Source organism: Lactovum miscens (assembly GCF_014202895.1).
Taxonomy (GTDB): domain Bacteria; phylum Bacillota; class Bacilli; order Lactobacillales; family Streptococcaceae; genus Lactovum; species Lactovum miscens.
Map to the genome: position 1 here is coordinate 1 of NZ_JACHHV010000026.1, position 23,673 is coordinate 23,673.

At 37.5% G+C, this 23,673-nt stretch carries 18 protein-coding genes, 1 tRNA gene and 2 pseudogenes; 18 read left to right on the forward strand and 3 right to left on the reverse strand.

Features of this window, described 5'->3' with window-relative positions; genetic code table 11:
* The first annotated feature begins 144 nt into the window (after positions 1 to 144).
* Entirely contained in the window at positions 145 to 819 is a 675-nt protein-coding gene (gene rpiA, locus HNQ37_RS06580; RefSeq protein ID WP_183540521.1) for a ribose-5-phosphate isomerase RpiA, read from the forward strand.
* 38 nt (positions 820 to 857) lie between these two features.
* On the opposite strand, the gene HNQ37_RS06585 is transcribed toward rpiA, so the two are convergent.
* Positions 858 to 1,307, reverse strand: a complete 450-nt coding sequence (locus HNQ37_RS06585; RefSeq protein ID WP_183540523.1) for an NUDIX hydrolase — start codon at positions 1,305 to 1,307, stop codon at positions 858 to 860.
* A 109-nt stretch (positions 1,308 to 1,416) separates the two neighbouring features.
* On the opposite strand from HNQ37_RS06585, the gene mreC reads away from it, so the two are divergent.
* The 3 genes from mreC (at position 1,417) to HNQ37_RS06600 (ending at position 4,015) form a co-directional block, all read left to right on the forward strand.
* Positions 1,417 to 2,250 (forward strand): rod shape-determining protein MreC, encoded by an 834-nt coding sequence (gene mreC, locus HNQ37_RS06590; protein WP_183540525.1) that lies wholly within the window; start codon positions 1,417 to 1,419, stop codon positions 2,248 to 2,250.
* A 22-nt stretch (positions 2,251 to 2,272) separates the two neighbouring features.
* Positions 2,273 to 2,821, forward strand: coding sequence for a rod shape-determining protein MreD (gene mreD, locus HNQ37_RS06595; RefSeq protein ID WP_183540527.1), 549 nt, complete (start codon positions 2,273 to 2,275; stop codon positions 2,819 to 2,821).
* An 81-nt stretch (positions 2,822 to 2,902) separates the two neighbouring features.
* Positions 2,903 to 4,015 (forward strand): CHAP domain-containing protein, encoded by a 1,113-nt coding sequence (locus tag HNQ37_RS06600; RefSeq protein WP_183540529.1) that lies wholly within the window; start codon positions 2,903 to 2,905, stop codon positions 4,013 to 4,015.
* A gap of 203 nt (positions 4,016 to 4,218) precedes the next feature.
* Here HNQ37_RS06600 and HNQ37_RS06605 read toward each other — a convergent pair.
* Positions 4,219 to 5,155 (reverse strand): annotated as a pseudogene (locus HNQ37_RS06605) (IS30 family transposase).
* A gap of 617 nt (positions 5,156 to 5,772) precedes the next feature.
* Between HNQ37_RS06605 and secA the strand changes: the two are divergent.
* The 14 genes from secA to HNQ37_RS06675 all read left to right on the forward strand — a co-directional run bounded on the left by secA (position 5,773) and on the right by HNQ37_RS06675 (position 23,229).
* A complete protein-coding gene (gene secA / locus HNQ37_RS06610) occupies positions 5,773 to 8,376 on the forward strand; it encodes a preprotein translocase subunit SecA (protein WP_183540531.1) in 2,604 nt (867 codons plus the stop codon).
* Between the two features lie 91 nt (positions 8,377 to 8,467).
* The gene (locus HNQ37_RS06615; RefSeq protein WP_183540533.1) at positions 8,468 to 9,493 is read left to right on the forward strand and encodes a 3-deoxy-7-phosphoheptulonate synthase; all 1,026 of its coding nucleotides are present in this window, start codon (positions 8,468 to 8,470) and stop codon (positions 9,491 to 9,493) included.
* Between the two features lie 143 nt (positions 9,494 to 9,636).
* Positions 9,637 to 9,831, forward strand: a complete 195-nt coding sequence (gene rpmB / locus HNQ37_RS06620) for a 50S ribosomal protein L28 (RefSeq protein ID WP_183540535.1) — start codon at positions 9,637 to 9,639, stop codon at positions 9,829 to 9,831.
* A gap of 175 nt (positions 9,832 to 10,006) precedes the next feature.
* The gene (locus HNQ37_RS06625; protein ID WP_183540536.1) at positions 10,007 to 10,369 is read left to right on the forward strand and encodes an Asp23/Gls24 family envelope stress response protein; all 363 of its coding nucleotides are present in this window, start codon (positions 10,007 to 10,009) and stop codon (positions 10,367 to 10,369) included.
* Positions 10,369 to 12,039, forward strand: a complete 1,671-nt coding sequence (locus HNQ37_RS06630) for a DAK2 domain-containing protein (RefSeq protein WP_183540538.1) — start codon at positions 10,369 to 10,371, stop codon at positions 12,037 to 12,039. The genes HNQ37_RS06625 and HNQ37_RS06630 overlap by 1 nt, the downstream gene beginning before the upstream one ends.
* A 69-nt stretch (positions 12,040 to 12,108) precedes the next feature.
* Positions 12,109 to 13,245, forward strand: coding sequence for an MFS transporter (locus HNQ37_RS06635; protein WP_183540540.1), 1,137 nt, complete (start codon positions 12,109 to 12,111; stop codon positions 13,243 to 13,245).
* 66 nt (positions 13,246 to 13,311) lie between these two features.
* A tRNA-Leu gene (locus HNQ37_RS06640) sits at positions 13,312 to 13,394 on the forward strand.
* Positions 13,395 to 13,536: 142 nt separating this feature from the next.
* Positions 13,537 to 14,418, forward strand: a complete 882-nt coding sequence (locus HNQ37_RS06645; RefSeq protein ID WP_183540543.1) for an NAD(P)-dependent oxidoreductase — start codon at positions 13,537 to 13,539, stop codon at positions 14,416 to 14,418.
* A gap of 320 nt (positions 14,419 to 14,738) precedes the next feature.
* Positions 14,739 to 14,963: a transposase gene (locus HNQ37_RS08730; RefSeq protein ID WP_425486330.1), complete on the forward strand. Its 225-nt coding sequence runs from the start codon at positions 14,739 to 14,741 to the stop codon at positions 14,961 to 14,963.
* Between the two features lie 962 nt (positions 14,964 to 15,925).
* Positions 15,926 to 17,104: a WxLIP family cell surface protein gene (locus HNQ37_RS06655; RefSeq protein WP_183540547.1), complete on the forward strand. Its 1,179-nt coding sequence runs from the start codon at positions 15,926 to 15,928 to the stop codon at positions 17,102 to 17,104.
* A gap of 90 nt (positions 17,105 to 17,194) precedes the next feature.
* On the forward strand, positions 17,195 to 17,839 hold the full coding sequence (locus HNQ37_RS06660) for a hypothetical protein (RefSeq protein WP_183540549.1): 645 nt from the start codon (positions 17,195 to 17,197) through the stop codon (positions 17,837 to 17,839).
* Between the two features lie 62 nt (positions 17,840 to 17,901).
* A complete protein-coding gene (locus HNQ37_RS06665) occupies positions 17,902 to 18,519 on the forward strand; it encodes a hypothetical protein (RefSeq protein ID WP_183540552.1) in 618 nt (205 codons plus the stop codon).
* Between the two features lie 206 nt (positions 18,520 to 18,725).
* Complete coding sequence (locus HNQ37_RS06670; protein WP_183540554.1) at positions 18,726 to 22,946, forward strand: beta strand repeat-containing protein; 4,221 nt, start codon at positions 18,726 to 18,728, stop codon at positions 22,944 to 22,946.
* Positions 22,947 to 23,070: 124 nt separating this feature from the next.
* Positions 23,071 to 23,229: a hypothetical protein gene (locus HNQ37_RS06675; RefSeq protein ID WP_183540556.1), complete on the forward strand. Its 159-nt coding sequence runs from the start codon at positions 23,071 to 23,073 to the stop codon at positions 23,227 to 23,229.
* Here HNQ37_RS06675 and HNQ37_RS08735 read toward each other — a convergent pair.
* Positions 23,216 to 23,569: pseudogene (locus HNQ37_RS08735) on the reverse strand (IS30 family transposase); the annotation flags it as partial. The gene HNQ37_RS06675 and the pseudogene HNQ37_RS08735 sit on opposite strands and share 14 nt — an antisense overlap.
* Positions 23,570 to 23,673 lie beyond the last annotated feature (104 nt).

Sequence of the window (23,673 nt, forward strand, 5' to 3'; positions counted from 1 at the left end):
AAGCACATCTTGGGCCTCAGGAGCTCAGGAGGAGCTTTAAAATATAAACAAAAATTCAGTTTTGAAGATTTACAGCCAATTATTTGACACTTACAAATGCGGATTTCCGCATTTTTTGTAACTCTTTTTTGGTAAAATAAAGTTATGAAAAACTTGAAAAAACAAGTCGGTATTGAAGCTGCAAAATATGTCAAGGATGGTATGATTCTTGGCCTTGGAACGGGCTCAACAGCAAGTTTCTTTGTTGAGGAAGTAGCACGTCGTGTGAGGGAAGAGAAGTTAAGTCTCACTGCGGTTACTACTTCAAGTGTGACTCAAGCTCAAGCTGAGTCATTGGGAATAACAATCTCAAGTTTGGATTCAATTGATTTTATTGATCTTACAGTTGATGGAGTTGATGAGTTTGACCCAGATTTAGCTGGAATAAAAGGGGGCGGAGGGGCACTCCTGATGGAAAAAATTGTTGCTAATATTTCGAAAGACTATATCTGGATTGCAGATGAAAGCAAGCAAGTTGATCAGCTTGGGCACTTTCCTTTACCTGTGGAAGTTGTTCAGTTCGGAGCAGAACTATTATTCAAGAAGTTCAAACAAAAAGGATATCAACCTTCGTGGAGGTTGAACTTTGAGGAAGAAAAATTTATTACAGATCAAAAGCATTTCATTATTGATCTTCATTTAGGGAAAATTGATAACGCACAAAGGTTAGCTTTTGAACTGGATCAAACAATAGGTGTTGTTGAGCATGGACTATTTATAAATATGGCTAAACATGTAATTATTTCGGGGGAAAATGGAATCAAGGTATTTGAAAAATAAAAAAGAAAACGAATCGCAAATTTAAAAGCGGTTCGTTTTCAATAGTTGATTTGTTTTGTTTTCCAAGCCTCAAGTCCCCATTTGTGACTTCCTCGCTTGAGTAATTTCACAGCTTCATCATATGTAAACCAAATAACCTTATTAAAATCTTCAAGAGGAGCTTTATCAATATTGAAGGAATTAAGAGAGTAGAAATATGCAGGATTATAATAATGTTGATCACGATGCGAACTATAGAAATACTCATTGGCCTGCCCGATAAAATCTCCAACGATAACATCATCGGCGCCAATTTCCTCAATAAGTTCACGTTTTAATGCTTCTTCTTGGCTTTCCCCAGGTTCAATTTCACCACCCGGTAAAAAGAAGGCACCATTTGGTGCTTGGACAAGGCAAAAGTTCCCATTTTTTTCAACTATGGCATGAACACCATAACGAGATTTAAATTTTACATTTTCCACTTTATCTCCAAAAACTGGAATTGTCATAATTTCTCCTAAATTTTATTACAAGCTAGCTTGAGTTTTTAGCTCAAGTTTTTTCTTTATTCTATCAAATGTTCTACAAAAATAGATGAATAATGTTAAAATAAACCCAATGAAAAAATTCAATTTCAGCAAGGTTATCATAATTGCCTTGCTTATTATTATAGCTAGTTTTTCAATTATTACAATATCATTTCGAAATTATCAAAAGGGGAAAGCGCCTAATGATTTGATAAAAGTGATCAACGATGGAACAGGTACTGTAGATGAGCTATTTTCAAGTCCATTAAAGTTTGTTGAATCAAAATTTAATGATTTTCAAAGTGTAATGAATGCTTATAATCAAAATGCAAGTCTGAAGATGCAGTTATCAGATTCAACGATGAAAAGTCAAAAGATTGCATCACTTGAGCAAGAAAATACTGAATTAAAAGCAGCTCTAAATATGCAAGCTTCATTGACAGGTTATAAGATTGAAAATTCCTCAGTTATTAGTCGGAATCCATCCAGCTGGAATAATTTGTTGGTAATTGATAAGGGAGGTAATTCTGGGCTAAAGAATAATATGATTGTGATGTCAAATGGTGGAATTATTGGACTTGTAGCGCAAGTAAATGATGCGACCAGCAAGGTTGAACTTTTCTCTGCTTCATCAAACTTAACTAATAAGATTCCCATAAGAATTGGGAATAACTACGGCCTTTTAATTGATTTTGATAAAAAAAGTGGCGATTATATTGTGTCAAATATGTATAGCTTGACTAGTGTCAACGTAGGTGATGAAGTGGTCACATCGGGTCTAGATGGCTCTACACCAAGTGACTTATTATTTGGTAAAGTTGAGAAAATTAGTAGCGCTTCAGCAGTGGCAGCAAAAAATATCTACGTTAAACCAACAGCTGACTTTAACGATTTACGTTTTGTGGCAATCATCTTACCAAATTGACTAAATAAATTGAGGAGATATTATGAATCGATGGGCCTTTCAGTTTTTTAGTCCAATAATTTTGTTTTGCCTAATGTTAATAGATGGGCAATTGAGCAGTTTTTTTGCAAGCCTATTTGGCTATTCAATTTTCCCAGTATCTCATATTATGCTGATTTTCCTAATGTATAGTGTAAAGCAGCATCAGCTTCCTTACTTGCTTACAATGACAATTGTCTTGGGAATAATTTATGACAGTTATTTTATTGGAGTTTTAGGGATTGCAGCGGCGCTTTTGCCACTGATTGCTATGTTTGTTAATGAAATTCATGAAACAGTTTTTCAAAATAATTGGACTAAAGTCTTTACAGTGATAATTATCACCTCTATATTTGAAACATTATTAAGCACAATTCAGATTGGATTTCACTTAGTAGAACTCAACTTTAATACTTTTGTTGTTTGTCAGCTTGCCCCAAGTTTAATACTTAACGTTATTCTTGGAATCCTTTTGATAGTTCCACTTGATATTCTGTATCAAGATAGACCAAGGAAAAATTTAATAAGTAAGGCGACTTCAACTGAATTGTAAAAAAGCTGTAATATTTACCCTATTTTTCTGTGTTATAATTATTGAAGTTATTCTTACAGCTACGGAGGCAGATAGATTTCAATGAATTTAAAAAACAAAGTACTATCAGGGGTAATGCTATCGTTAGTCGTTCTTGCGACGGCATCACCTTTAACGACCGTTAAGGCAGATTCTTTTGATGCACAAATCGCAGCGCAAAACGCTAAAATAGATGCGGCGGCAGGAGATGCAGCAGCAGGGAATGCAGCAGTAGCTGAGATACAAAAACAAGTGGACGATGCAAATGCGCGTTTGAAAGATTTGGAAGACCAATCTCTTAAAAATTCTGCCCAAATTACTTCCTTAGCAGCAAGCATAAAAGATCGTAACGACAGCTTAAAAGCTCAAGCTAGAAGTGCTCAAACCGAGGGTGGTGCAACAAGCTATATTAATACAATTTTGAACGCGAAATCTTTGACAGACGTTGTTCAAAAGGTAACAGCTATGTCACAAGTGGTTAATACAAGTAACGCAATGGTTAAGCAACAGGAGGCTGATCAAAAGGCCCTCCTGCAAAAGCAGGCTGATAATCAGAAGGCTTACGCCGAGGCTACAACCTTGAAACAACAATTGGACGTTCAGGGACAACAACTTCAAGTAGCACAATTATCTCTTCAAGTTACATTAGCCACTGCTCAAGATCAAAAAAATTCTTTGTTAGCTCAAAAAGCCACAGCTGAGGCCGCTGCAACTGCAGCGGTTGCAGCACAGGCAAAAATAAATGCCACACAAAAACAACAGGAATCAACAACTAACTCAAATCCTACTCCAATCGTTCAAAATGGTGGAGGTAGTACAGGCTCAACTCCTTCAACTCCTTCAACTCCTTCTACTGGTGATGATTATAGTGGTCCTTATCCATGGGGACAATGCACTTGGGGAGTTTGGGAATACTTTGGTAAATCAATAAATTATCGGGGAAATGCTGCTGACTGGGTAGTTTATGCAAATTCAGGTCTAGCTGTTGGAACTATTGCCGTCTTCCCTGGTGGGGTTGACGGAGCAGATCCAGTATATGGGCATGTTGCTGTTGTAGTCAAGGTTAATGGGGATGGAAGTTTCGTAGTTAGTGAGACTAATGCTGCTGGTGGCCTTGGGGTACGTGTTACTCGACTAATTCCTAATGCTAGTGGAGTTAGTTTCATTCGTCCTTAATTAAAATAAAATTGCACTGGATGGTGCTTTTTTTATGAGTTTAATTACTTATCTTTTCCAATAGTTGGGTACTGACTTTGAAATTTGCGTTGAAGGATTGTTGGCTCACTTTTTTTAAAGGGAACCAGATGCTGATTCACACGAAAAAAAGTTATTTCGAAACTTTTGAGTGATATTTTAAAAAGGCAAATTGTAAATTTAATTTAGCCACCCCTATACATCTGAAATGGTGTCTGATACTTGAACATTTTTCTTGGATAATGATTCATCCAAGTCTCAATTTTGGCAACAGCCTGAACTGTTGTTTGCTTTGTTCCTTTGGGTAAGAAGCGTCTGATCATGCGGTTATGATTCTCATTGCTTCCACGCTCAAAGCTCGCATAAGCATGGCAATAGTACACAGGACAAGGCACTACTTCATGAAGGCGGGCAAATTCGCGACCATTATCCGAAGTAAGGGATTTGAACTGAACCTCCTCTTGGAGTGTTAAAAGAGCCCTATTGACTGACGCTGAAGTCTTGTCAGGAATCAGACGAATGATTTCAAAGCGTGTTTGGCGCTCTGTGAGCGTCAAAAGGCAGTCATTTTTTTCTTTGGTCAACAGCACCGTATCGATTTCCCAATGGCCAAATGCTTCACGTTGGTTAATTTCCTCTGGACCGTTGGTCAATGGACAAGCCATACGGACGCTTGGGGTGTATTTTTCGAAGCTTCTTAGCCTTCTTATAATGAGGATAAAGCAAGTGATGGGTTTTCACATCCAGCCAGCCTTTGTCTACCCAGTGATAGAGGGTTCGAAGGCAAACACCTGTCAGTTCTTGGAGAATCACTTCTAATGATTTCTTATCTCTGACACCTGCACTAATGGTTTCGTTGAGGGCCGACGTGAGCTTCGAAGGACGACCACAGTGACTTTTATTGGCTCTGTGGTGTTCTTGTGCATGAAGTGCAGAGTACTTTGTCTTGGTCTTCAGTTGAACCTGTCCCCGCTTGAGTTCATGATGAATTGTCTGAGGGGCTTTATTTAAGCGCTGAGCGATCTGACGATTACTTAGCTTCTCCTTGTTGTGCCAACGTTCAATCAACTGACGTTCTGTATAAGTAAGTTCCTTGCCTTTTGTGTTAAAATAATCGTGCATCTGAATTCCTTTTCTACTTGTCTTCTTGCAAATTCAAGTATAAGAAATCCAGGTATTTTTTTGCTTTCTTAAAGTGGCTAAACTAATTTTATAATTTGACCCAAAAAATAGTAATAAAATACATGAATGAAAACTATTGCATCTATTTGCAGAAGGCAACGCGATTAGAGAAGGTGCGCTAGGAGAAACTTTAGTGGAATATTAAGCTAGAAAATTCAGTTTCTGAATTATAGCCGGCTTAATAGGGGTTAATCAAATGTATTATCATGTTTTCAGATGACAAGAAGCTACCTGAAGGACTTTGTGAGGAATAGGTTATATTATAATTTTCGTTATCGTAAGCTGTGAATGAGTAAAAAATACCTAATTGAATAGAGAACAGGTTGAAACCTTTGGCTCTTTCAAATACAAATTTTTAATCAAAAAATCTTTCTGAAATCAAGGGTAAAACGTATTGAGTAACGTAATGTTTTCAAGATTGTATAAGCAAAACGATGAAATAAAGACATGGTAAATTTAAGTTTGGAGACGGGTTGCCCGTCTTTTATTTGGCCTTTTTATGATATAATTATTAATTGACTGAAACTATAGTTTAGAGTTTAACAAGGAAATGATATATGCCAAATATTATACAACGTATTGTAGAAAATGATAAGAAAGAGCTTCGAAAGCTTCATCGTATGGCGAATAAAGTTGAGTCATATGCTGATCAGATGGAACACATGACAGATGCTGAACTTCAAGCTAAGACTGTTGAATTTAAGGAACGTCTGGCTAATGGAGAAAGTTTAGATGACTTGCTATATGAAGCATTTGCTGTATGCCGTGAGGGTGCGAGACGTGTGCTTGGCCTCTATCCTTTTCATGTGCAGATTATGGGAGGAATTGTTCTTCATAACGGTGACATCCCCGAAATGCGTACTGGTGAAGGTAAGACCTTGACTGCCACCATGCCTGTTTATTTAAATGCACTTCCTGGGGGAGGTGTTCACGTTGTTACCGTAAATGAGTATTTGTCAGCTCGTGACGCTGAAGAAATGGGCGAACTTTATAATTGGCTTGGTCTTTCAATTGGTATAAATCTCAACTCGAAATCTCCAGATGAAAAGCGTGAGGCATACAATTGTGATATAACTTATTCAACATCTTCTGAGTTGGGCTTCGACTATTTACGCGATAATATGGTTGTGCGTAAAGAAGATCTAACACAACGTAAGCTGAACTACGCTCTCGTTGATGAGGTGGATTCAATATTGGTTGATGAAGCTCGAACTCCATTGATTATCTCAGGTCAAGCTTCTGGTAACTCGGCTCTTTATGCTCGTGCTGATATGTTTGCTAAAACATTATCAGGTCATGAAGAATATGAAGAAGGTGATGACTATCAGATTGATATTCAATCAAAAACTATTTCATTGTCAGAAGAAGGAATTGATAAGGCTGAAAGATATTTTGGTGTAGAAAATCTTTATGATCTTGAAAATGCAGCATTAACTCACTTTGTGGACAATGCATTGCGAGCAAATTATATTTTCTTCAACGATGTTGATTACATGGTAGATGAAAATCAAGAAGTACTAATTATTGACCAGTTTACTGGACGTACTATGCCAGGACGTCGTTATTCAGATGGTCTCCATCAAGCACTTGAAGCAAAGATGGGCGTACCAGTTCAAGATGAAGCTAAGACCAGTGCATCGATTACCATCCAGAATTACTTCCGTATGTATAAAAAACTTGCAGGTATGACAGGTACAGCCAAGACTGAAGCTGAAGAATTCCGCGAGACTTATAACATTCAGGTTGTTCCTATTCCAACAAATAAACCGATTCAACGTTTGGACCTGCCAGACTTACTTTATCCAACTTTGGACTCTAAGTTTAAGGCAGTGCTTGATGATATTAAGAAACGTCACTCGGAAGGCCAACCTGTATTGATAGGAACTGTGGCTGTTGAAACCTCTGAGTTGATATCTAAACGACTTCAGGCAGCCCGAATTCCTCATGAAGTTTTGAATGCAAAAAATCATGCCAAGGAAGCTCAGATCATTATGAATGCTGGCCAGCAAGGATCTGTTACTATTGCGACTAACATGGCTGGACGTGGTACTGATATCAAACTTGGTCCGGGTGTTAAAGAGCATCCAGTTAAGGAATATCAGGGACTCGCTGTGATTGCGACAGAACGTGCAGAATCACGCCGTATTGATAATCAACTTCGCGGTCGTTCAGGTCGTCAAGGAGATCCGGGTATTACTCAATTTTATTTATCACTTGAAGATGAATTGATGAAACGTTTTGGTTCAGAGCGTGTATCAGTGATTTTGGATCGATTTAAGATTTCTGGTGAAGAGGCTGTAATCAAGTCACGTTTGATAACCAACCAAATTGAATCCGCACAAAAGCGTGTTGAAGGAAATAACTTTGATTCGCGTAAACAAACTCTTCAATATGATGATGTCATCCGTGAACAACGTGGTGTTATTTACGAACAACGACAACGTGTCATTTTTGCGGTAGAAGATTTAACTCCTGAGCTTGTGGGAATGTTCAAACGTGCTATAGATCGCTTTGTTGATAGCTATTCCTTAGCCAATGGTGGAAAACTTGATAAAGCTACCTATAAAGATATGTTTGTAACATTGGAATCTGCCTTCTTTCGAGATGGTGCAGTTCAACAATCGGAGATTGAAGGATTAAAGGCTGATGAGTTGAGAACCTTTATCTTTGAAAAAGTCAAAGAAAACTACAAATTACAGATGTCTAAACTTGATCCTGAACGTCAGGTTGAGTTTCAACGTGCGGTGATTTTACGTGTTGTAGACAATAAGTGGTCAGACCATATTGATCAGCTTGATCAAATGCGTCAAGCTGTTGGCCTTCGTGGTTATGCACAAAATACGCCAATTGTAGAATATCAAGAAGAATCATTCCGTCTTTTTGAAGCAATGATTGGCGCTATTGAATTTGAGATTACTCGCTTAATGATGAAGGCTCAAATCCATAACCCACAAGAACAACAACGTATTCAAGAACTTCAAATGAAACAGATGCAAGAGCAAGCTGCTCAATTATCCGCTCATCAACATGGAGGTACTGAATCAGACATTGATTTAGATGAAGGGCTTGACTTTTCTAAAGTAGGTCGTAATGATCTCTGCCCATGTGGTTCTGGAAAGAAATTCAAAAACTGTCATGGTCGTACCCTTGGTGTTTTGTAATCTGGACTAGATTACTTCAAAAATAAATATGTGCAAAAGCTGGGTTAATACTCGGCTTTTATTATAAATGTTAATAAATTAAGAAGATAAAATGTCATTTAAAAAAATTGGACAAAAAATAAATGTAGATGAACTCAAGAGACTTGGGAAACTCAATCGTGAACAAATTGAGGTTAAAGCCAAGAGAGACAAAGAATTATTTGATATCATCACTGGACAAGATCAGCGCTTACTATTGATTATTGGACCGTGTTCATCGGATAATGAGGAAGCTGTACTAGAGTACGCGAAGCGTTTATCTAAATTGCAAACGGAAGTGGTAGATAAGATCTTTATGGTCATGCGGGTTTACACTGCAAAGCCTCGAACAAATGGGGATGGTTACAAGGGAATTATTCATCAAGCTGATCCAAATGCTAAACAGAATTTGATTAATGGGATTAAGGCAGTACGTGAACTTCATTACAAAGTAATTGCTGAGACAGGACTAACAACAGCTGATGAGATGCTATATGTGGAAAATCTTAACCTGGTAGACGATCTAGTTAGCTATATTGCAGTTGGTGCACGATCTGTTGAAAATCAAGTACACCGCTTTGTTTCAAGTGGTATTGATACACCTGTTGGAATGAAAAATCCTACCTCTGGAAATCTAAATGTGATGTTTAATGCAATCCATGCAGCACAAAAGCCACAAACTTTTCTATATGATCATGAGGAAGTCCATACAACAGGAAACCCACTTGCCCATGCGATACTTCGTGGAGGTGTAGACGAATTTGGTATTAATCATCCCAATTTCTATACTGAGAATTTACTATCTGCAATTGAAAGTTATAAAAAATTGGGATTGGAATACCCATTTATATTGGTTGATACGAACCATGATAATTCAGGAAAACAACATTTAGAGCAAATTCGAATTGTCCGTCAGACACTTTTAAATCGTAAATGGAATGAAGATATAAAAAATTTTGTTCGTGGTTTTATGATAGAATCTTATTTAGAAGATGGAAAACAGGATGAACCAGTTGTTTTCGGAAAATCAATCACTGACCCCTGTCTAGGTTGGGAAAAGTCGGAAGAATTAGTTCGTGAAATTGCTGATTCATTATAAAAAGGACGATTTGAAACAACTTTCCAATTATCAGCTTTAGTTTTTGACAAAGCTAAAATGTTTTGTTATGATATAAATGCGCTGTTTTAGTGAGTTAGAAAAGCTGACTAATTCAAGAAAATCAGAGGGAAGGAATTATAAAAATGTCAAAAGTATGTTATTTTACTGGCCGTAAGACAGTATCAGGTAATAATCGCTCGCACGCAATGAACCAAACAAAGCGTCAAGTAAAACCAAATCTTCAAAAGATAAAGATTGTTGAAGATGGGAAAATTAAGACAGTTTGGGCTTCAGCTCGTGCACTTAAAAAGTTGCCTGCTGGTGTAGAACGCGTATAATTCTATTATAGATTGAATATAATTAAGCCAGCGTTGCTGGCTTTTTTTGCCATCAAGAAAATTTAACAAATAGACGATAAGTGAACCAATTGACAATTTTCCTTCTATTTGTGGTAAAATAAAATGATTAATTTGCGACTTTTGAGTAATTTGAAGCGTAAAACAAGGAGAAAATATGCCAGTTACATTTCGTACTGCAAACGGCGAAGTTGAAATTTCAACTGAAGTAATTGCGACAGTAGTGGGTACTTCAACTACTGAGATTTTTGGAGTTGTTGGAATGACAAGCCAAAATGCTGTCCGTGATAATGTAAGACAAATTTTGGGTCAGGATAATTATAGCCGTGGTGTGGTTGTGAATTCTGATGTTGAAGGTACTACCATTGATGTCTTTGTTGTTATTAGCTACGGGGTGAAAATTTCTGAGGTTGCACGTAATATACAAGAGCGTGTATGCTTCAATCTTGAAAATCAACTTGGACTGACTAATGTCAAAGTAAATGTAAACGTTGAATCAGTGAAGGTGGTGAATGAGTAATGACAACTGCAAAAATTACAGCGGCGATTTTTGCCGAAATGATTCAAGCAGCCAGTGATCGCCTTAATTCACAAGCAGAGTATGTGAACTCATTGAATGTTTTTCCAGTACCAGATGGTGACACTGGAACAAATATGTCAATGACCATCAATAATGGGGCAAAAGATGTTTTTGAGAAACCAGCCAATACAGTTGGTGAAATTTCTCAAATTCTCTCAAAAGGCTTATTGATGGGTGCACGTGGAAACTCAGGCGTCATCTTGTCGCAGATTTTCCGTGGTTTTGGCCAATATGCTAAGGATTATACCGAACTTGATGGCATTCATTTAGCTAATGCAATTCAAAATGGAATGGAAGTGGCTTACAAGGCAGTAATGAAACCCGTAGAAGGCACAATTTTGACCGTCTCACGTGGAGCAGCCGAATTTGCACGCCGTAAATCAAACGAAACTGATGATGCAACAGAGGTTATGGCAGCAGCTCTTGAAGGAGCAAAAGCTGCTTTAGCAAAGACACCTGATTTACTTCCAGTTCTTAAAGAAGTTGGTGTTGTAGACTCAGGGGGACAAGGACTAGTCTTTATTTATGAAGGTTTTATGTCGGTTTTAAATGGTGAGTATGTTCCAATCGACCCAGAATCAACACCTGCTGCCATGGATGCTATGGTTAAATCTGAACATGAAATGTCAGGTGTAGCCAATGCTTCAACATCAGATATCAAGTTTGGTTACTGTACAGAAATTATGGTTGAGCTTGGAAAAGGACCAACTGCGAAACATAACTATAATCATGAGAAATTTCAAAATTATCTCGCGAGCATAGGTAACTCTCTTCTTGTTGTAGATGATGAAGAAGTTGTTAAGGTACATGTTCATACTGAGGATCCAGGTCTTGTGATGCAAGAGGGATTGAAATTTGGTCGTTTAATTAAGGTCAAAGTGGATAATATGCGTCTTCAAAATGAAAGTGTGGCAGAAAAAGAAGCAGCTGCAGCACCTACAAACAAACCCAAGTCGGAGTGGGGAATCATTGCAATTGCAGCTGGAGATGGTCTTTCAGAAATATTTACACAAATGGGTGTGAATAAGGTTGTATCTGGTGGTCAAACAATGAATCCATCAACTGAAGATATTGTTTCCGCAATTAACTCAGTAAACGCTGAGAAAGTTATTATTTTGCCAAATAACAAGAATATTTTCATGGCAGCAAAGTCTGCTGCTGCTGTTGTTGATATCCCAGTAGAAGTCGTTGAATCAACTACTGTTCCACAGGGATTTACAGCTCTCTTGAGCTTTAGTCCAATGGCAAGTCTTGAAGACAATAAAACAACAATGACCGCTGCGTTGTCAGATGTTGTCTCAGGATCTATTACTGAAGCAACTCGTGATACAAATATTGATGGAATTGATATCCGTAAAAAGGATGTTATTGGCATGATTAATAATAAGATTGTTGTTTCAACGCGGAGCTTGACTGAAGCCTTATATGCAACTCTTGAATCGATGATCGGTGAAGATTCAGAGGTTGTCGCGATTTACCTTGGTGAAGAAGGAAAAAAGCGCATTGCTGAAAAGCTTGTTAAAGAAGTAATGAAACTTCATCCTGACCTTGAGTTTGAAATTCATGAGGGCAAACAACCGGTGTACCCATACATATTGTCTGTTGAATAGTTTTTTATTAAATAGACGAATTGCTAAAAAAAGTATCAGAATTGATACTTTTTTGGTATTATGGGTAAAATGGATAAAAAACAAAGCATTATTTTAGTACTTTTGAGTTTTTCTCTTTATATTTCATTGGGGCTTCCAGATTCGTTAATTGGCTCTGGATGGCCGGTGATTCGACAAGATTTTCATTTCTCGCTAGAATTAATAAGCGTAATAACAACAGTTCAACTATTATTCTCACTACTTTCCAATGCTCTCTATATTAAGGTATCTACGAAAGTTTCTGAAGGAAGTGTCATTTTTTTGTCAATGTTCTCAATTTTGATTTCTCTTTTCTTGATGTTGTTTGCTTCAAATGGGATTATCTTTTTGATTTCAATTCCATTTTTAGGGTTGGGGCAAGGTGCAATAGATGTTGCAGTCAACACAATAGTAGCGCGACGTTTTTCGGAAAAAATTATGAATTTTGTTCACGCTTTTTATGGCTTAGGTGTGACATTGTCTTCCATTTTTGAAGCCATTTCAATTCGGTATACTTCAACTTTCCGTCTAGCTATACTATTGGTATTAATTCTGCACAGTATAATTTTAATATTCTTTATGACAAAGAGGGCAACTTTTACAGAGCATGGTGAAGTTGATAAGAAGAAAAAGAAAAGTAAGCTCAAGTTTACTTTGGCAAATTGGCTCTTTCCAGTTTTTTATTTTTTATATGCCATCGAGCAGATTTTTTCTATCTACATGGCATCTTTTTTAGTTTTTCAACATTTTGACGCAGCCTTTTCAGCCCTAATAACTGGAATTTTTTGGTTTTCACTTATGTGTGGGCGAATAATCTCAGGATTTCTACTTGATTATTTAGAGTCAGAAAAATTCATTCTTATTTTACTTTTCATTTCTTTTATAGGAACACTCCTAATGTGGTTTTCTCCTCTTTTTTCAGCAATTCTCATTGGGGGTGGATTCTCTGGACTATACCCAACAATAATGACATTAGCACATCGTTATTTTAATATAGAGAAAGCTAACAGAATAGTTGCTCTTAATGTTACTGCAGCTGGATTAGGAATGTTTGTTATGCCCCTTCTTTTTTCAGCCTTGATTGCAAGTTTTAACTTATTAATTTTTCCTTGGCTATTTGAAATATTTTTTATTCTTTTAGCAATAACTGGAATCTTTATGCTTAGATTAAATGTGAAGGAAGTCTAATTTCAGCCACAATCAAGGGCACTTGCAATTAGACTTCAATTTTGATAAACTATTCATTGTTGTAATGCGGGAGTGGCGGAATGGCAGACGCGCTAGCTTCAGGTGCTAGTATTCGAAAGGGTGTGTGGGTTCAAATCCCATCTTCCGCAAAGGTAAGTCTTGATTAAACTGTTAGAGTATAAACAAGCTTGAATTTTTCAAGCTTTTTTTGTTTCAAATTTTCCTAAAAATAATCCATAAGTAAGAAAATCTGATAAAATTGACAGAAACAGAACAGAAATCAGGAAACAGATGTCAAAAATAGGGTTTATTGGTACGGGTGTGATGGGGTCTGCAATGGCAGCTCATTTATTGGAAGCGGGTCACGAACTTTTTGTTTATAACCGGACATATTCAAAAACTGAAACACTGCTTTCTAGAGGTGCGGTTTATTGTAGTTCTCCTCAAAAGATTGCAGAACGAGCTGAATTTGTTATTACAATCGTCGGTTACCCCAAAGATGTGCGAGAAGTTTATTTTGGAGATCAAGGAATATTCAAGGCAGAATTGGATGGAAAAACTTTGATTGACATGACAACTACTGAGCCCGCCCTATCCAAAGAAATTTATGCAGAAGCCTTGAAAGTTGGAGCAAATTCACTGGATGCGCCTGTGTCAGGAGGTGATTTGGGAGCAAAGGAAGCAACCTTAACCATAATGGTTGGAGGAGATGCTAAAATTTTTGAGAAAGCCTTACCCCTATTTCAAAAAATGGGACAGACCATAACCTTACAAGGAAGGGCTGGATCAGGGCAACACACTAAAATGGCCAATCAGATATGTATCGCAGGTGCGATGACTGGAATGGTTGAACTATTAGCCTATGCTAATAAAGCGGATCTTGATCTTGAGAAAGTAATTGCAACAGTTGGTGGAGGATCAGGCGCAACTTGGTCGTTGGCTAATTATGCACCCCGTATTTTACGAGAGGACTATAGTCCGGGTTTCTTTGTAAAGCATTTTATTAAGGATTTAGGAATTGCCTTGGCAGAGGCCGAAAAAATGAGCCTTACTTTGCCAGCAACTGCTCTAGCGAAGCAACTATATGACCGACTTGCAGGAGAGGGATTTGAAAATGATGGCACACAAGCCTTAATCAGGCTTTATTGGCCAGAAGGTATTCCTGAAAAATAGACAATCTTAACTGTATAGAAAATTTACAGCTATCATGTTGTTTAACTCATAGGGGTTAGTACATTTTTATGAGTGCTGAATTGTAAGGCAAATTGTAAAATCAAGTTAGTTACCTGAAGAAAAAAATGGCTCTATAATAAATCGTGCTGATAAAAAAATCAATACGATTTTTCTTATACAAAAGACATAAATTCTGTTACTGTATTGTCACTACAAAACACAGAAAGGGAAATTTATGTCCGCTGAACCATGTTCGCTTTCAAGACCTCATGTCTTACCTGAAGTGCTCTCCTTGATGAATTTAAATGCTTCTCTCTGAAATGGCCTTCAATAGGGTAGATATAAAAACCCATCAAATCATTAATCTCATTGCTAGCCGAAGGCTTGATGTACTTTTATCAATTCAATTTCTAAGAGAAGTCCAAAATCAGGTAAAAGTGAGCATCATCGATGGATACATTCCCTTTCCTTCACTCATTAAAGAATGTTTTAAGAATGCCAAGATTTCAATTGATTGCTTTCGCATTGTCCAGAATTTCGCATAAGCGTTTAATAAGACGTGAATCAAAATCATGAAAAAATTCTCGAAAAACTCGAAAGAATACCATCGACTCTAGCACCCTTGTAAGCTTCTTCAAATAGATCAAACACACTACATAATTCAACTTTCGCTACCTCACCTCTGAACGCGACATACTCCATGAATGACTCAGTTATGGTCCAACACATGAGAGTGTATCAAGAAATCCCTCAAGCTGTTTCACTCCATCAATCTCTGCGCTTTGGACGCACGTTGAGAAGTAACTCTTTCTCAAATCTTCACTCAATGAGAACTTCCAACCTGTTTTCAAGGTCTTTAAGAAGTTTAAGGATGATAGAGACAACAGTCTTAGCCTTTCTTATAGCAATGGTCCTAGCAATCACATTGCTTATAGCTATCACAACTTTACCAACTTCAGAAACCGAATCCTCCTCGTACTAGTTATTGCCAAAACCATCCAGCAAAACCAAGTGGTCATCCAGAATTTCAAACGTTGAGCATAACAAAAAAATTCAAGAATTTCTTCTCGAATCTTGAATTCTGTCTTTACCAACATAATTTGATAAAGGCCTTTAAAATTTAACGGACTTAATTACATGTGTCTGATAATAGACACAAAAAAACATTGACAATTGCTAAATAATAATATATATTTAAACATGTTTAAGCTTAATGAACTAAAAGTAATGACCCAGAGCTAAAAATTATCTGAGCTTTTTTCGATGTTGAAACAATAAGCAAGGGCCTCCACTTCGAAAGTCTTTTCTATTTTATAACACGCTTAACTTGTACATTGCTTTACGGCTTTATTATATATAATACAAATTCAATTGTCAATCATTGAGACACTAAATTCTATTAAAGAAATTAGTGTCTGTATTCACCATAGTTGAATGAGGAAATTATGAAAAGTCACTCAAAATTTTAACAGTTTTCAAAATAAAGGTTTAAGAAAGTTTTTAGGTAATGAAAAAAAACAAATTTTTTCTTTTCTTTGTCTTCTTGATTTGTATCATTGGAGGAGGATCCCGTGTCACTGCGGATAGTTTAGGATTCACCGTCGCACCAATCTTTCCGTCAAATCAAAGAGCGACTAGTTTAGGATATTATGATTTAATTCTGTCTCATGGTGAGACTGAAAACCTCCAAGTAAGATTGTCAAATGCGACCAATAAATCGATTGTTGTAGATGATTATGTGACCTCAGCTACGACAGCGATAAATGGTACCATTACTTATTCACCAACTGGCAAGACAGCGGATAGCAGTCTTATCTACAACATGAAAGACTATGTATCGCTCCCTGAAAAGACGAGGGTTCCATCAAACTCGAGTGTGACGGTAAATATTTCTATCCGAATGCCCCCCTCTTTATTTTCAGGAGTGATGGCAGGCGGTTTGACATTTAAACAAGAAAGTGCAGCAACAAAGGACAGTAAATCGGGAGTTTCACTCACAAACGAATATCAGTATGTCATCGCCTTACTGATGCGACAAAATGAGATAACGGTCGATCCTGATCTGCACTTTAACAAGGTAGAACCAGGACAAGTTAATGCTCGAAACGTCATTAATGTAAATTTCCAAAACACTGCCATGGCCTTTCTTAATAATATGAATGTCCATGCCACAGTTGTGAAAAAAGATAACCCAAATATCAAATATAGTTATGACAATGCTAATATGGCCATGGCGCCCAATTCAAATTTTGACCTGCCCATCCCTGTCAGCATAGTAGGCATTGTAAGCCAAAATCAATACTCTAAGCCTTTACTGCCAGGAACTTATAAAATTTCAATGACCGTAAATGGCCAAAAGAACAATTCTGGACCTTATAGCGCAATAGTAGATGGTAAATCTCAAACTTATCAGTACCAATGGACCTATGATGGCTCATTTATCGTAACAGCTGAGCAGGCTAAGACATTGAATCATCAAGACCAGACCATTAAACACCCAGATTATTCCTTCGTTTATTGGATCATAATTGGTCTTATGGTGGTTACTACGCTCGTTATTTTCTTCATTTTGACAAAACGGCGTAAGAAGAAAGATGAAGCAGAAAAGCTAGAGCTAGCCAAACGTTTAGAAGCAGCTGAAGAAGAACTCAAGCAAGTAAAAAATTTAAATCAATCAAAGGACTGATTTCAGTACTGATTCTTCTTTTGTAAAAGAGGAATCCTAACAAAAAACTAAAAAAATATAAATTATTCTAACTAAAAGGAAAATCATATTATGAAAAAAAAATCACTCTTAAGCTTTGCCTCACTTACAGTCTCATCTTTATCAATCGCTTTACCAACTTTAGTAAGTGCATCTGATACAGGTATAACAGGGACTACAAATGTTAGGGTAACTGTTTCAGGATCTTTAACAGGTACAATCACAAGTACTTATACATCAGGAAATTATGTAGATTTCGGAAGCATTGCTAACTCAGATACACCAACTAACAATATTGCTGCTCAATCAGATGGTTCAGTGACAGCTGTAATTGCAAATACACTTGGAACTGTAACAGCAAACGGAGGATATTCTCTCTATGCCTCTTATTCTGGCCTTACTTCGGGAAATGGACAAAAACTTTCATCAACGCTATCTGCAAGTGGAGTGGGAGCCACAACTACTGATGGAAATGGCAACACAAGTATACTTGCTGGGGATATCACCAAAAATTTGTCATTAGCAGGGGATAAAACGAATACTTTGGCAGTAAGTGCAGCCGAGTGGACAACAGGTGCAACTTATGAGGGTGAAGGAACAAATAACTATACCTTTGGTACTTTTAAACTTAATTTAACAGGCTTATCTACAAGTACAGTTGCTGATGCCTATTCTGGTACCGTTACTTGGACTTTGGCTAATACACCAAAGCAATAATTAATATTATCCTTTAATGAAAGTAAGCAGTATTCGATTCATAATACATTTATTTAATGATAATGAATAAGATTTTTAAATTTATTCTATTTTCATTCATTTTAGCCATAATTGTAGGGATTAGTGAAATTTCAAAGGCTGATGAAAGTTCTTCTTTGGCCTCTTTTTCATACCAATACAATGGACCAACCTTTCCCTCTTTTCAGACGGTCCCAACAAGTTTAGACTTTGGAAATGTTGATCCAACTCAGAACGAAATTGTTTACCCTAGAACTTATGGGGATGGACTAACTATTGATATTACAAAAAGTCAATTGACTGACTTTTCTTTACAAGCTCAATTTATTCAAGGAAATCAGCAAATACAGGATATATCGAGCCAAGTCTATTTTATTGATGGAAATCAAAAGCTTCCACTCTCAATTCCCCAAACAATTATCAGTCAGGAGTCTTTGTCAGCATATCTATCTGCTGACCCAAGTCAAACCGTTTTGAATATTTCCGATCCTTCAACACCTAACTTACCAACTTGGACGATTCAGTCAGATGTTCTAAACAATCCAGATTTAGCTCTAAAAGCACCAGGATATGGAATTGGAATGTATTTTTATAGTAGCTCATTGATAGCAGGGTCCTACTCTGGGGAAATCATCTGGTCCTTGGTTATGGCTCCCAGTTAAAATTACATTAGAATATGATAGCTTTATTATAAATAGATTCAGTATTAAAAGACTCGGCTCTACGATTTGACTTCTTAGAAAGGAATATAATTATGAGATCAAGGGTAAATCTTAAAAAATTTTTTAAGACTAACTTCGTTTTTTTGAGTCTTCTTATTGTCATTATAATGCCATTAAGTTCAATTTTCTCCGCCTTCCAGCCTTTAATGAATTCTAATTCTCTCGATAAAGGTCCTAAGCCTTCATTAGTTTCTTCCAAAAAGCCGACATCAAGTGACATTTATGCAGACAGTTTGGCAAGTATGCCAACCAATACTTTTGGCGCTCAAACGAGCCTTAGTAGCATTTCTGGCATCAAAAAAGTAGGGATTACTTTGTGGGATGCGGTAGATGGTATAAATAGCTCAGTTGATGGACTAACTGTGTCAGATACTTCTTTCCAAGAGGCTCTAGATGTAATCAGAGCTGAGAATACAGCACATGATTACATCATTTATATTGGCGGTAATTTGGCGATGAGTGATACAAGCTCGACTCTTTTATCATCAATCACAAGTTCGATGGCAACGAGTCTGACCTTTGTGTCAGATTTGACGGATAATATTAATTCAATGTCTAGTGTTCAAGATGCAAATGCCTCTACAATCTCTTTACCTTCTAGTCTGACATTTAATTGTCCTCTTGTCTTCAGAAATATTAATCTGGCTGGATCAACGACGATCTATGCAAATGGAAGTCCTCTAGCTATTCGGAATGGTGCTTATTTCACAGGAAACACTGTAACTATTTATGGTGGTTCAGCAACAAGCACTGTTGCCCAAACTGCTCTTTGGTTTTCAGCCACAGGTTCTGGAAGTTTTGCTATCTATGGCGGTGGATTAGGCACAAATGTCACGGGCGACACAAACGTGACTGTCTATAACACTTCAGGCAATTCTAATATTGTTTATGGGGCTGGAAATGGCGGAAGTGTAGGAGGTTCTACCAGTGTTAATATCATAGGAGCCACAGGTGGGAGTCTTACGACTTCGGGAAGTAGCCCGAATGGAGCTGTTACTGGAAATATCAATCTGAGCTTATCAGGCATCTTTAGCACGACAAGAGTTAGTAATGTTTACGGGGATGCCAACACGACAGCTCCAGTTTTATCTACTTCTCGGACCGTCACAGTTAACGTTAATTGTCCCCAATATACTTTTGTAAATAATATTAATGCTACCGCCTATAATTTAGCAACAACAAATGGCTTGCTTTTATCAACGGTCATGAATATTAATGCTGGAAGTTTGCCAAAAATCTCTGCGGCGTCAGATGGAATTGACAATTTCACAAATGTTACTACTACCGCAAATTCAAATACTGCTGTCTTAAACCTTGGTTCGGCGACTGCTAAAGTCGACAATCCAGGAAATCTAATGGTCACTTCCCTTGTCCATAACTTTACAGTTTTGAATGTTTTACCTAATAATAATTTAGATATTGCATCAACAGGTTATATCTTGAATGGAGGGTCCGGGGTAACTGGAGCTGATGGGGATAAGATTTATCAAAGTTCCTATTCTAATTTTGGAACTTTAAATATTTGGCAAAATTCTGGAATTACGGATTCAAGTCTTGCTGGTTCTAGTTTAAACAATGGAGTACTGACGCCAAGCGAAGTTATGGTTCAAGTTGGGAACTGGAATTTCTCGCCCAATAGCTTTATTAAAACATATATGTTTAGTGGAAATGCAACATATAATAGCTACGGAAACCCTACTGCAGCTCCACAATCTGCTTTTCCAATCCTCTGCTCAAACATCACACAGTCTTTATACGACCAGAGTGGGCTTTTATACGACCATGAATCTAGTTTGACCTGGGAACCTCTTGCCCCCGTAACATTGGGAATGTACATAGGTGGAGCGCAAACAGGCAAGTTTTGGGGAGCTTCAGACCAGTATTGGCAGGCTTTGATTCTAGTTATTCCATATAACAACATTAATGTGACTACTCTGAGCCCTTCTGAGATTGACGGTATGGATCCAATTAATGGGTTTGGCTTTATTTCAGACTACGAACAGCAAGCTATAGGAAATGGAAACAACGGATATTTAATTTTTCTTGAGTCGGGAGGGATACGAGAGTTTGAGTTTAATGGAAGCAACATCTCAGATGGGACAGGAGCCTGGACATTAAATGGAGCACCTTCTGGTGGTGAAATGCCCCCTGCAGCAAGCTATAATTCAAATGGAGTAATGGTTAATACTAGTTCTGTTGTTGCCCCCACAAATGGAACGATGAAGGCTTACGCCTCGTATTTTAAAAATACTATAAATGGAATAACCCACTATAATCTTTCGAAATTGATTTATCCTACGAGTACTTGGAGTGACCAGACGAATATTAACCCAGCTACTTTTAACACAATTAATTCAGATAATACAAAAACAAATTTTATTACTTACGCAGATGTTGAAACTCCTAGCATTTTGGGAAGTGAGCCAATGATTCAATGGGAGTGGCCGAGATCTAATTTTAGCCCAATACTTGCGCCTTCTGCTAAAAGTAGTGATCCAGAAGTATATAATACTACAAATTCAAATATAATATCCTATGCGCCAGGGGTAAAAGGTAATGCTAATTCTGTCCCTAACTCAAACCAGGATTTTGCTTATCCCTTAAATTATCCCATTGGTGCTAGTACTAGCTTCAATGCATATGTTGAGACTAATTCAGTTCCTTACAATGAATACAATGGACAATACGGTTTCTTTCCAGGGCCATTATTTAACGGGGCTTACTCAATTTATCATTCATCTGGTGTTAATGTTCGGAATTGGACTAATTACAGCACTTACGTAAACTTACCAAGCTATCTGGTCTACAACACTAAAACTTTTTTTACCGACCCTAATGGCGGTTCGGCAACTTCACCAGTTTTTAGCTCTCCAACCTTTACGGCTTCGGATGGGGAAATTTCGGTCTTCCAAGAGAAATCTATTGCCAATGTAAGCACAGCGAAACCTTACATTTACAAGGGGGTAAGCTATACTGACCCTTATCAGGTTTTAAAAGCTATCATGAATCCTCAAGCTCTAAACTATGATGGAACAACAGCTACAGTTACTCCTGTTTCTGCAGTCTTAAAAAATGGAGTAAACACCGTAACTCTCAACTATACAACAGATGCGGCTTTTGCTTCAAGCATTGGAACTAATTTAAATTCATTGGCCTATCAAACTGTTGGAACGACAATTCAAATTAACTATGCCTCAAGTAATGGTTTAACAAAAACTTCGACAATCACCATAGGAAATGGCAGCTTGAGTGCCCAAAACGTGATCTCAGTCTCTCAACAAGTTAATAAGATAGCAAGCGACATACAAAGTAAGGTTTCCGTTAATGCTCCTGCAGCCACTATCTCCCAGCCTCTCGTATCGCTTTTAGGAGTGGTAGCGAATGATAATAATGGAGCAAATGTGACTAGTTCGGTTATCGTTACGGGCTGGAAGGATAGTACGACAAGCTATTCTGGAACAAATTTATTCTCTCAAATTATTTCTGATCTCAGTAATGCAAACATTGTCTCTGGGACGAAATTTGAGATTGAATTCACATCTCCAGATGGGACTACTAAGGTGACAAACCAGCTGACGATAGTAGAAGGGTCGATTTCTGCCTCAGATATCATGCTACCTATGGCCCAGGTTGATAAACTTCTGGCGACGGATACAACGCCAACTTCTTTAGGAAGTAACTTAATCAGTCAGACTTTGGATCTTGGAAATGCTAATGTTTCTATCTCTGGAGCGAATGTTCAAGCTAAAGTCTTAAACTCTAGCCAGCAGGTCACGCTTACCAATGCAGCGGAAGTATATAATTGGCTCAATAAAATAGATCATAATTCGAGGACAATTCAAAAAACAACTTTAACATTCACAACATTCCAGTATGGAATCACAATAACTGCCTCACTTTCGGTTGCGCCAAACGCCTTTCTAAAGCTAGAATCAGTCCCAAATGTCAACTTTGGTGATTGGTCTAGCGATCCACCTGATTGGAGCAAAATTTCAGCTCAAGATCCCGCACCGGTTCTGATTTATGATTCAAGAAATATTGTTGGCCCTTGGCAGTTAACTGTAGAGGATGACCAGACTGGAGATTTAGCAAGTCATCAAGCGCTAATCTATTTGGGAGTTACCAAGGCGGTATCAAGCAGTGGAACAGCTTTAACTGATCAAGGAAATTCACAAGGAGTTTCCATAATGGGAAATCCTGTGCAAGTGTATAGCGATTTTAATCCAGTGGGAGGAACCAGTAGTTCTGGTTTTGAGACTGTTTCGGTTACGCCACAATTTTATTTATCATTTCCGATTGCGCCAAATTCAAGTATTTCAGGGACTGACACCCTCTTGTGGTCTCTAGTGATGGCCCCTGGGAATTAGGTGAAAATATTTTTTTAGTATCAATTAAGACATTAGGATTGAAATTTTCTTTATTGCTTTATCTATCGGTAGCAATGCTGATTTAAAAGGAACTACATTTATTAGCGTCACTGTTAGGAGAACTTTGATTAGAACAATTAGCGACACTTATACAGATCCAACAAAGCAATTTGTTGGTTTTGATGTACCCTTAAGTTTGGCAAATTCGAATGTTGTTCTTGAAACTACTTCGGATGTCACGGAACAGCTAAAGTTACAAATACCTTTTCTTCGCGTTGGTTAATCTTCTCTAGACGTTGTTCAATGGACAAACCATAAGGCCGCTTCGGCTGAGTTTAACGTAGTTTCTTCACCTTTTTGTCGTGGGGATAAAGTAAATCATGATATTTTACATCTAGACGGCCAGATTCAATCCAGTTGTAGAGCGTTCGTAAACAAACAGGATGAGAAAGCTTATGAGAGAGCAGTTCAAGCGATAATTCTCCTTAAGCCCCTCTCAGCAGAATACTTCGTCTTGGTCTTCAATTGAACTGAGTTCATGATGAATCTTTTGTGGTGCCTTCCCTAAGAGGCGTGCAATCTGATTCCCACTTCGGTGTTCTCTTGTTGTGCCAACGTTTAATTTGACGTCGTTATAAGTGTAAAATAATTGGCGGTAGCTCGAAAGAGTGATCGCTTTTTGATTTCAGAAAAAAGACAAAAAGAAAAAGAACCTTTAAAATTGAGT

What these genes read in the sequence shown, in the direction of transcription:
- HNQ37_RS06655 (WP_183540547.1), top strand. Translation starts at nt 15,926, where the DNA reads ATGAAAAAAAACAAATTTTTTCTTTTCTTTGTCTTCTTGATTTGTATC.
- HNQ37_RS08730 (WP_425486330.1), top strand. Translation starts at nt 14,739, where the DNA reads ATGGCCTTCAATAGGGTAGATATAAAAACCCATCAAATCATTAATCTC.
- HNQ37_RS06645 (WP_183540543.1), top strand. Translation starts at nt 13,537, where the DNA reads ATGTCAAAAATAGGGTTTATTGGTACGGGTGTGATGGGGTCTGCAATG.
- secA (WP_183540531.1), top strand. Translation starts at nt 5,773, where the DNA reads ATGCCAAATATTATACAACGTATTGTAGAAAATGATAAGAAAGAGCTT.
- HNQ37_RS06635 (WP_183540540.1), top strand. Translation starts at nt 12,109, where the DNA reads ATGGATAAAAAACAAAGCATTATTTTAGTACTTTTGAGTTTTTCTCTT.
- rpmB (WP_183540535.1), top strand. Translation starts at nt 9,637, where the DNA reads ATGTCAAAAGTATGTTATTTTACTGGCCGTAAGACAGTATCAGGTAAT.
- HNQ37_RS06585 (WP_183540523.1), bottom strand. Translation starts at nt 1,307, where the DNA reads ATGACAATTCCAGTTTTTGGAGATAAAGTGGAAAATGTAAAATTTAAA.
- rpiA (WP_183540521.1), top strand. Translation starts at nt 145, where the DNA reads ATGAAAAACTTGAAAAAACAAGTCGGTATTGAAGCTGCAAAATATGTC.
- mreC (WP_183540525.1), top strand. Translation starts at nt 1,417, where the DNA reads ATGAAAAAATTCAATTTCAGCAAGGTTATCATAATTGCCTTGCTTATT.
- HNQ37_RS06600 (WP_183540529.1), top strand. Translation starts at nt 2,903, where the DNA reads ATGAATTTAAAAAACAAAGTACTATCAGGGGTAATGCTATCGTTAGTC.
- HNQ37_RS06625 (WP_183540536.1), top strand. Translation starts at nt 10,007, where the DNA reads ATGCCAGTTACATTTCGTACTGCAAACGGCGAAGTTGAAATTTCAACT.
- HNQ37_RS06660 (WP_183540549.1), top strand. Translation starts at nt 17,195, where the DNA reads ATGAAAAAAAAATCACTCTTAAGCTTTGCCTCACTTACAGTCTCATCT.
- HNQ37_RS06670 (WP_183540554.1), top strand. Translation starts at nt 18,726, where the DNA reads ATGAATTCTAATTCTCTCGATAAAGGTCCTAAGCCTTCATTAGTTTCT.
- HNQ37_RS06665 (WP_183540552.1), top strand. Translation starts at nt 17,902, where the DNA reads ATGAATAAGATTTTTAAATTTATTCTATTTTCATTCATTTTAGCCATA.
- HNQ37_RS06630 (WP_183540538.1), top strand. Translation starts at nt 10,369, where the DNA reads ATGACAACTGCAAAAATTACAGCGGCGATTTTTGCCGAAATGATTCAA.
- mreD (WP_183540527.1), top strand. Translation starts at nt 2,273, where the DNA reads ATGAATCGATGGGCCTTTCAGTTTTTTAGTCCAATAATTTTGTTTTGC.
- HNQ37_RS06615 (WP_183540533.1), top strand. Translation starts at nt 8,468, where the DNA reads ATGTCATTTAAAAAAATTGGACAAAAAATAAATGTAGATGAACTCAAG.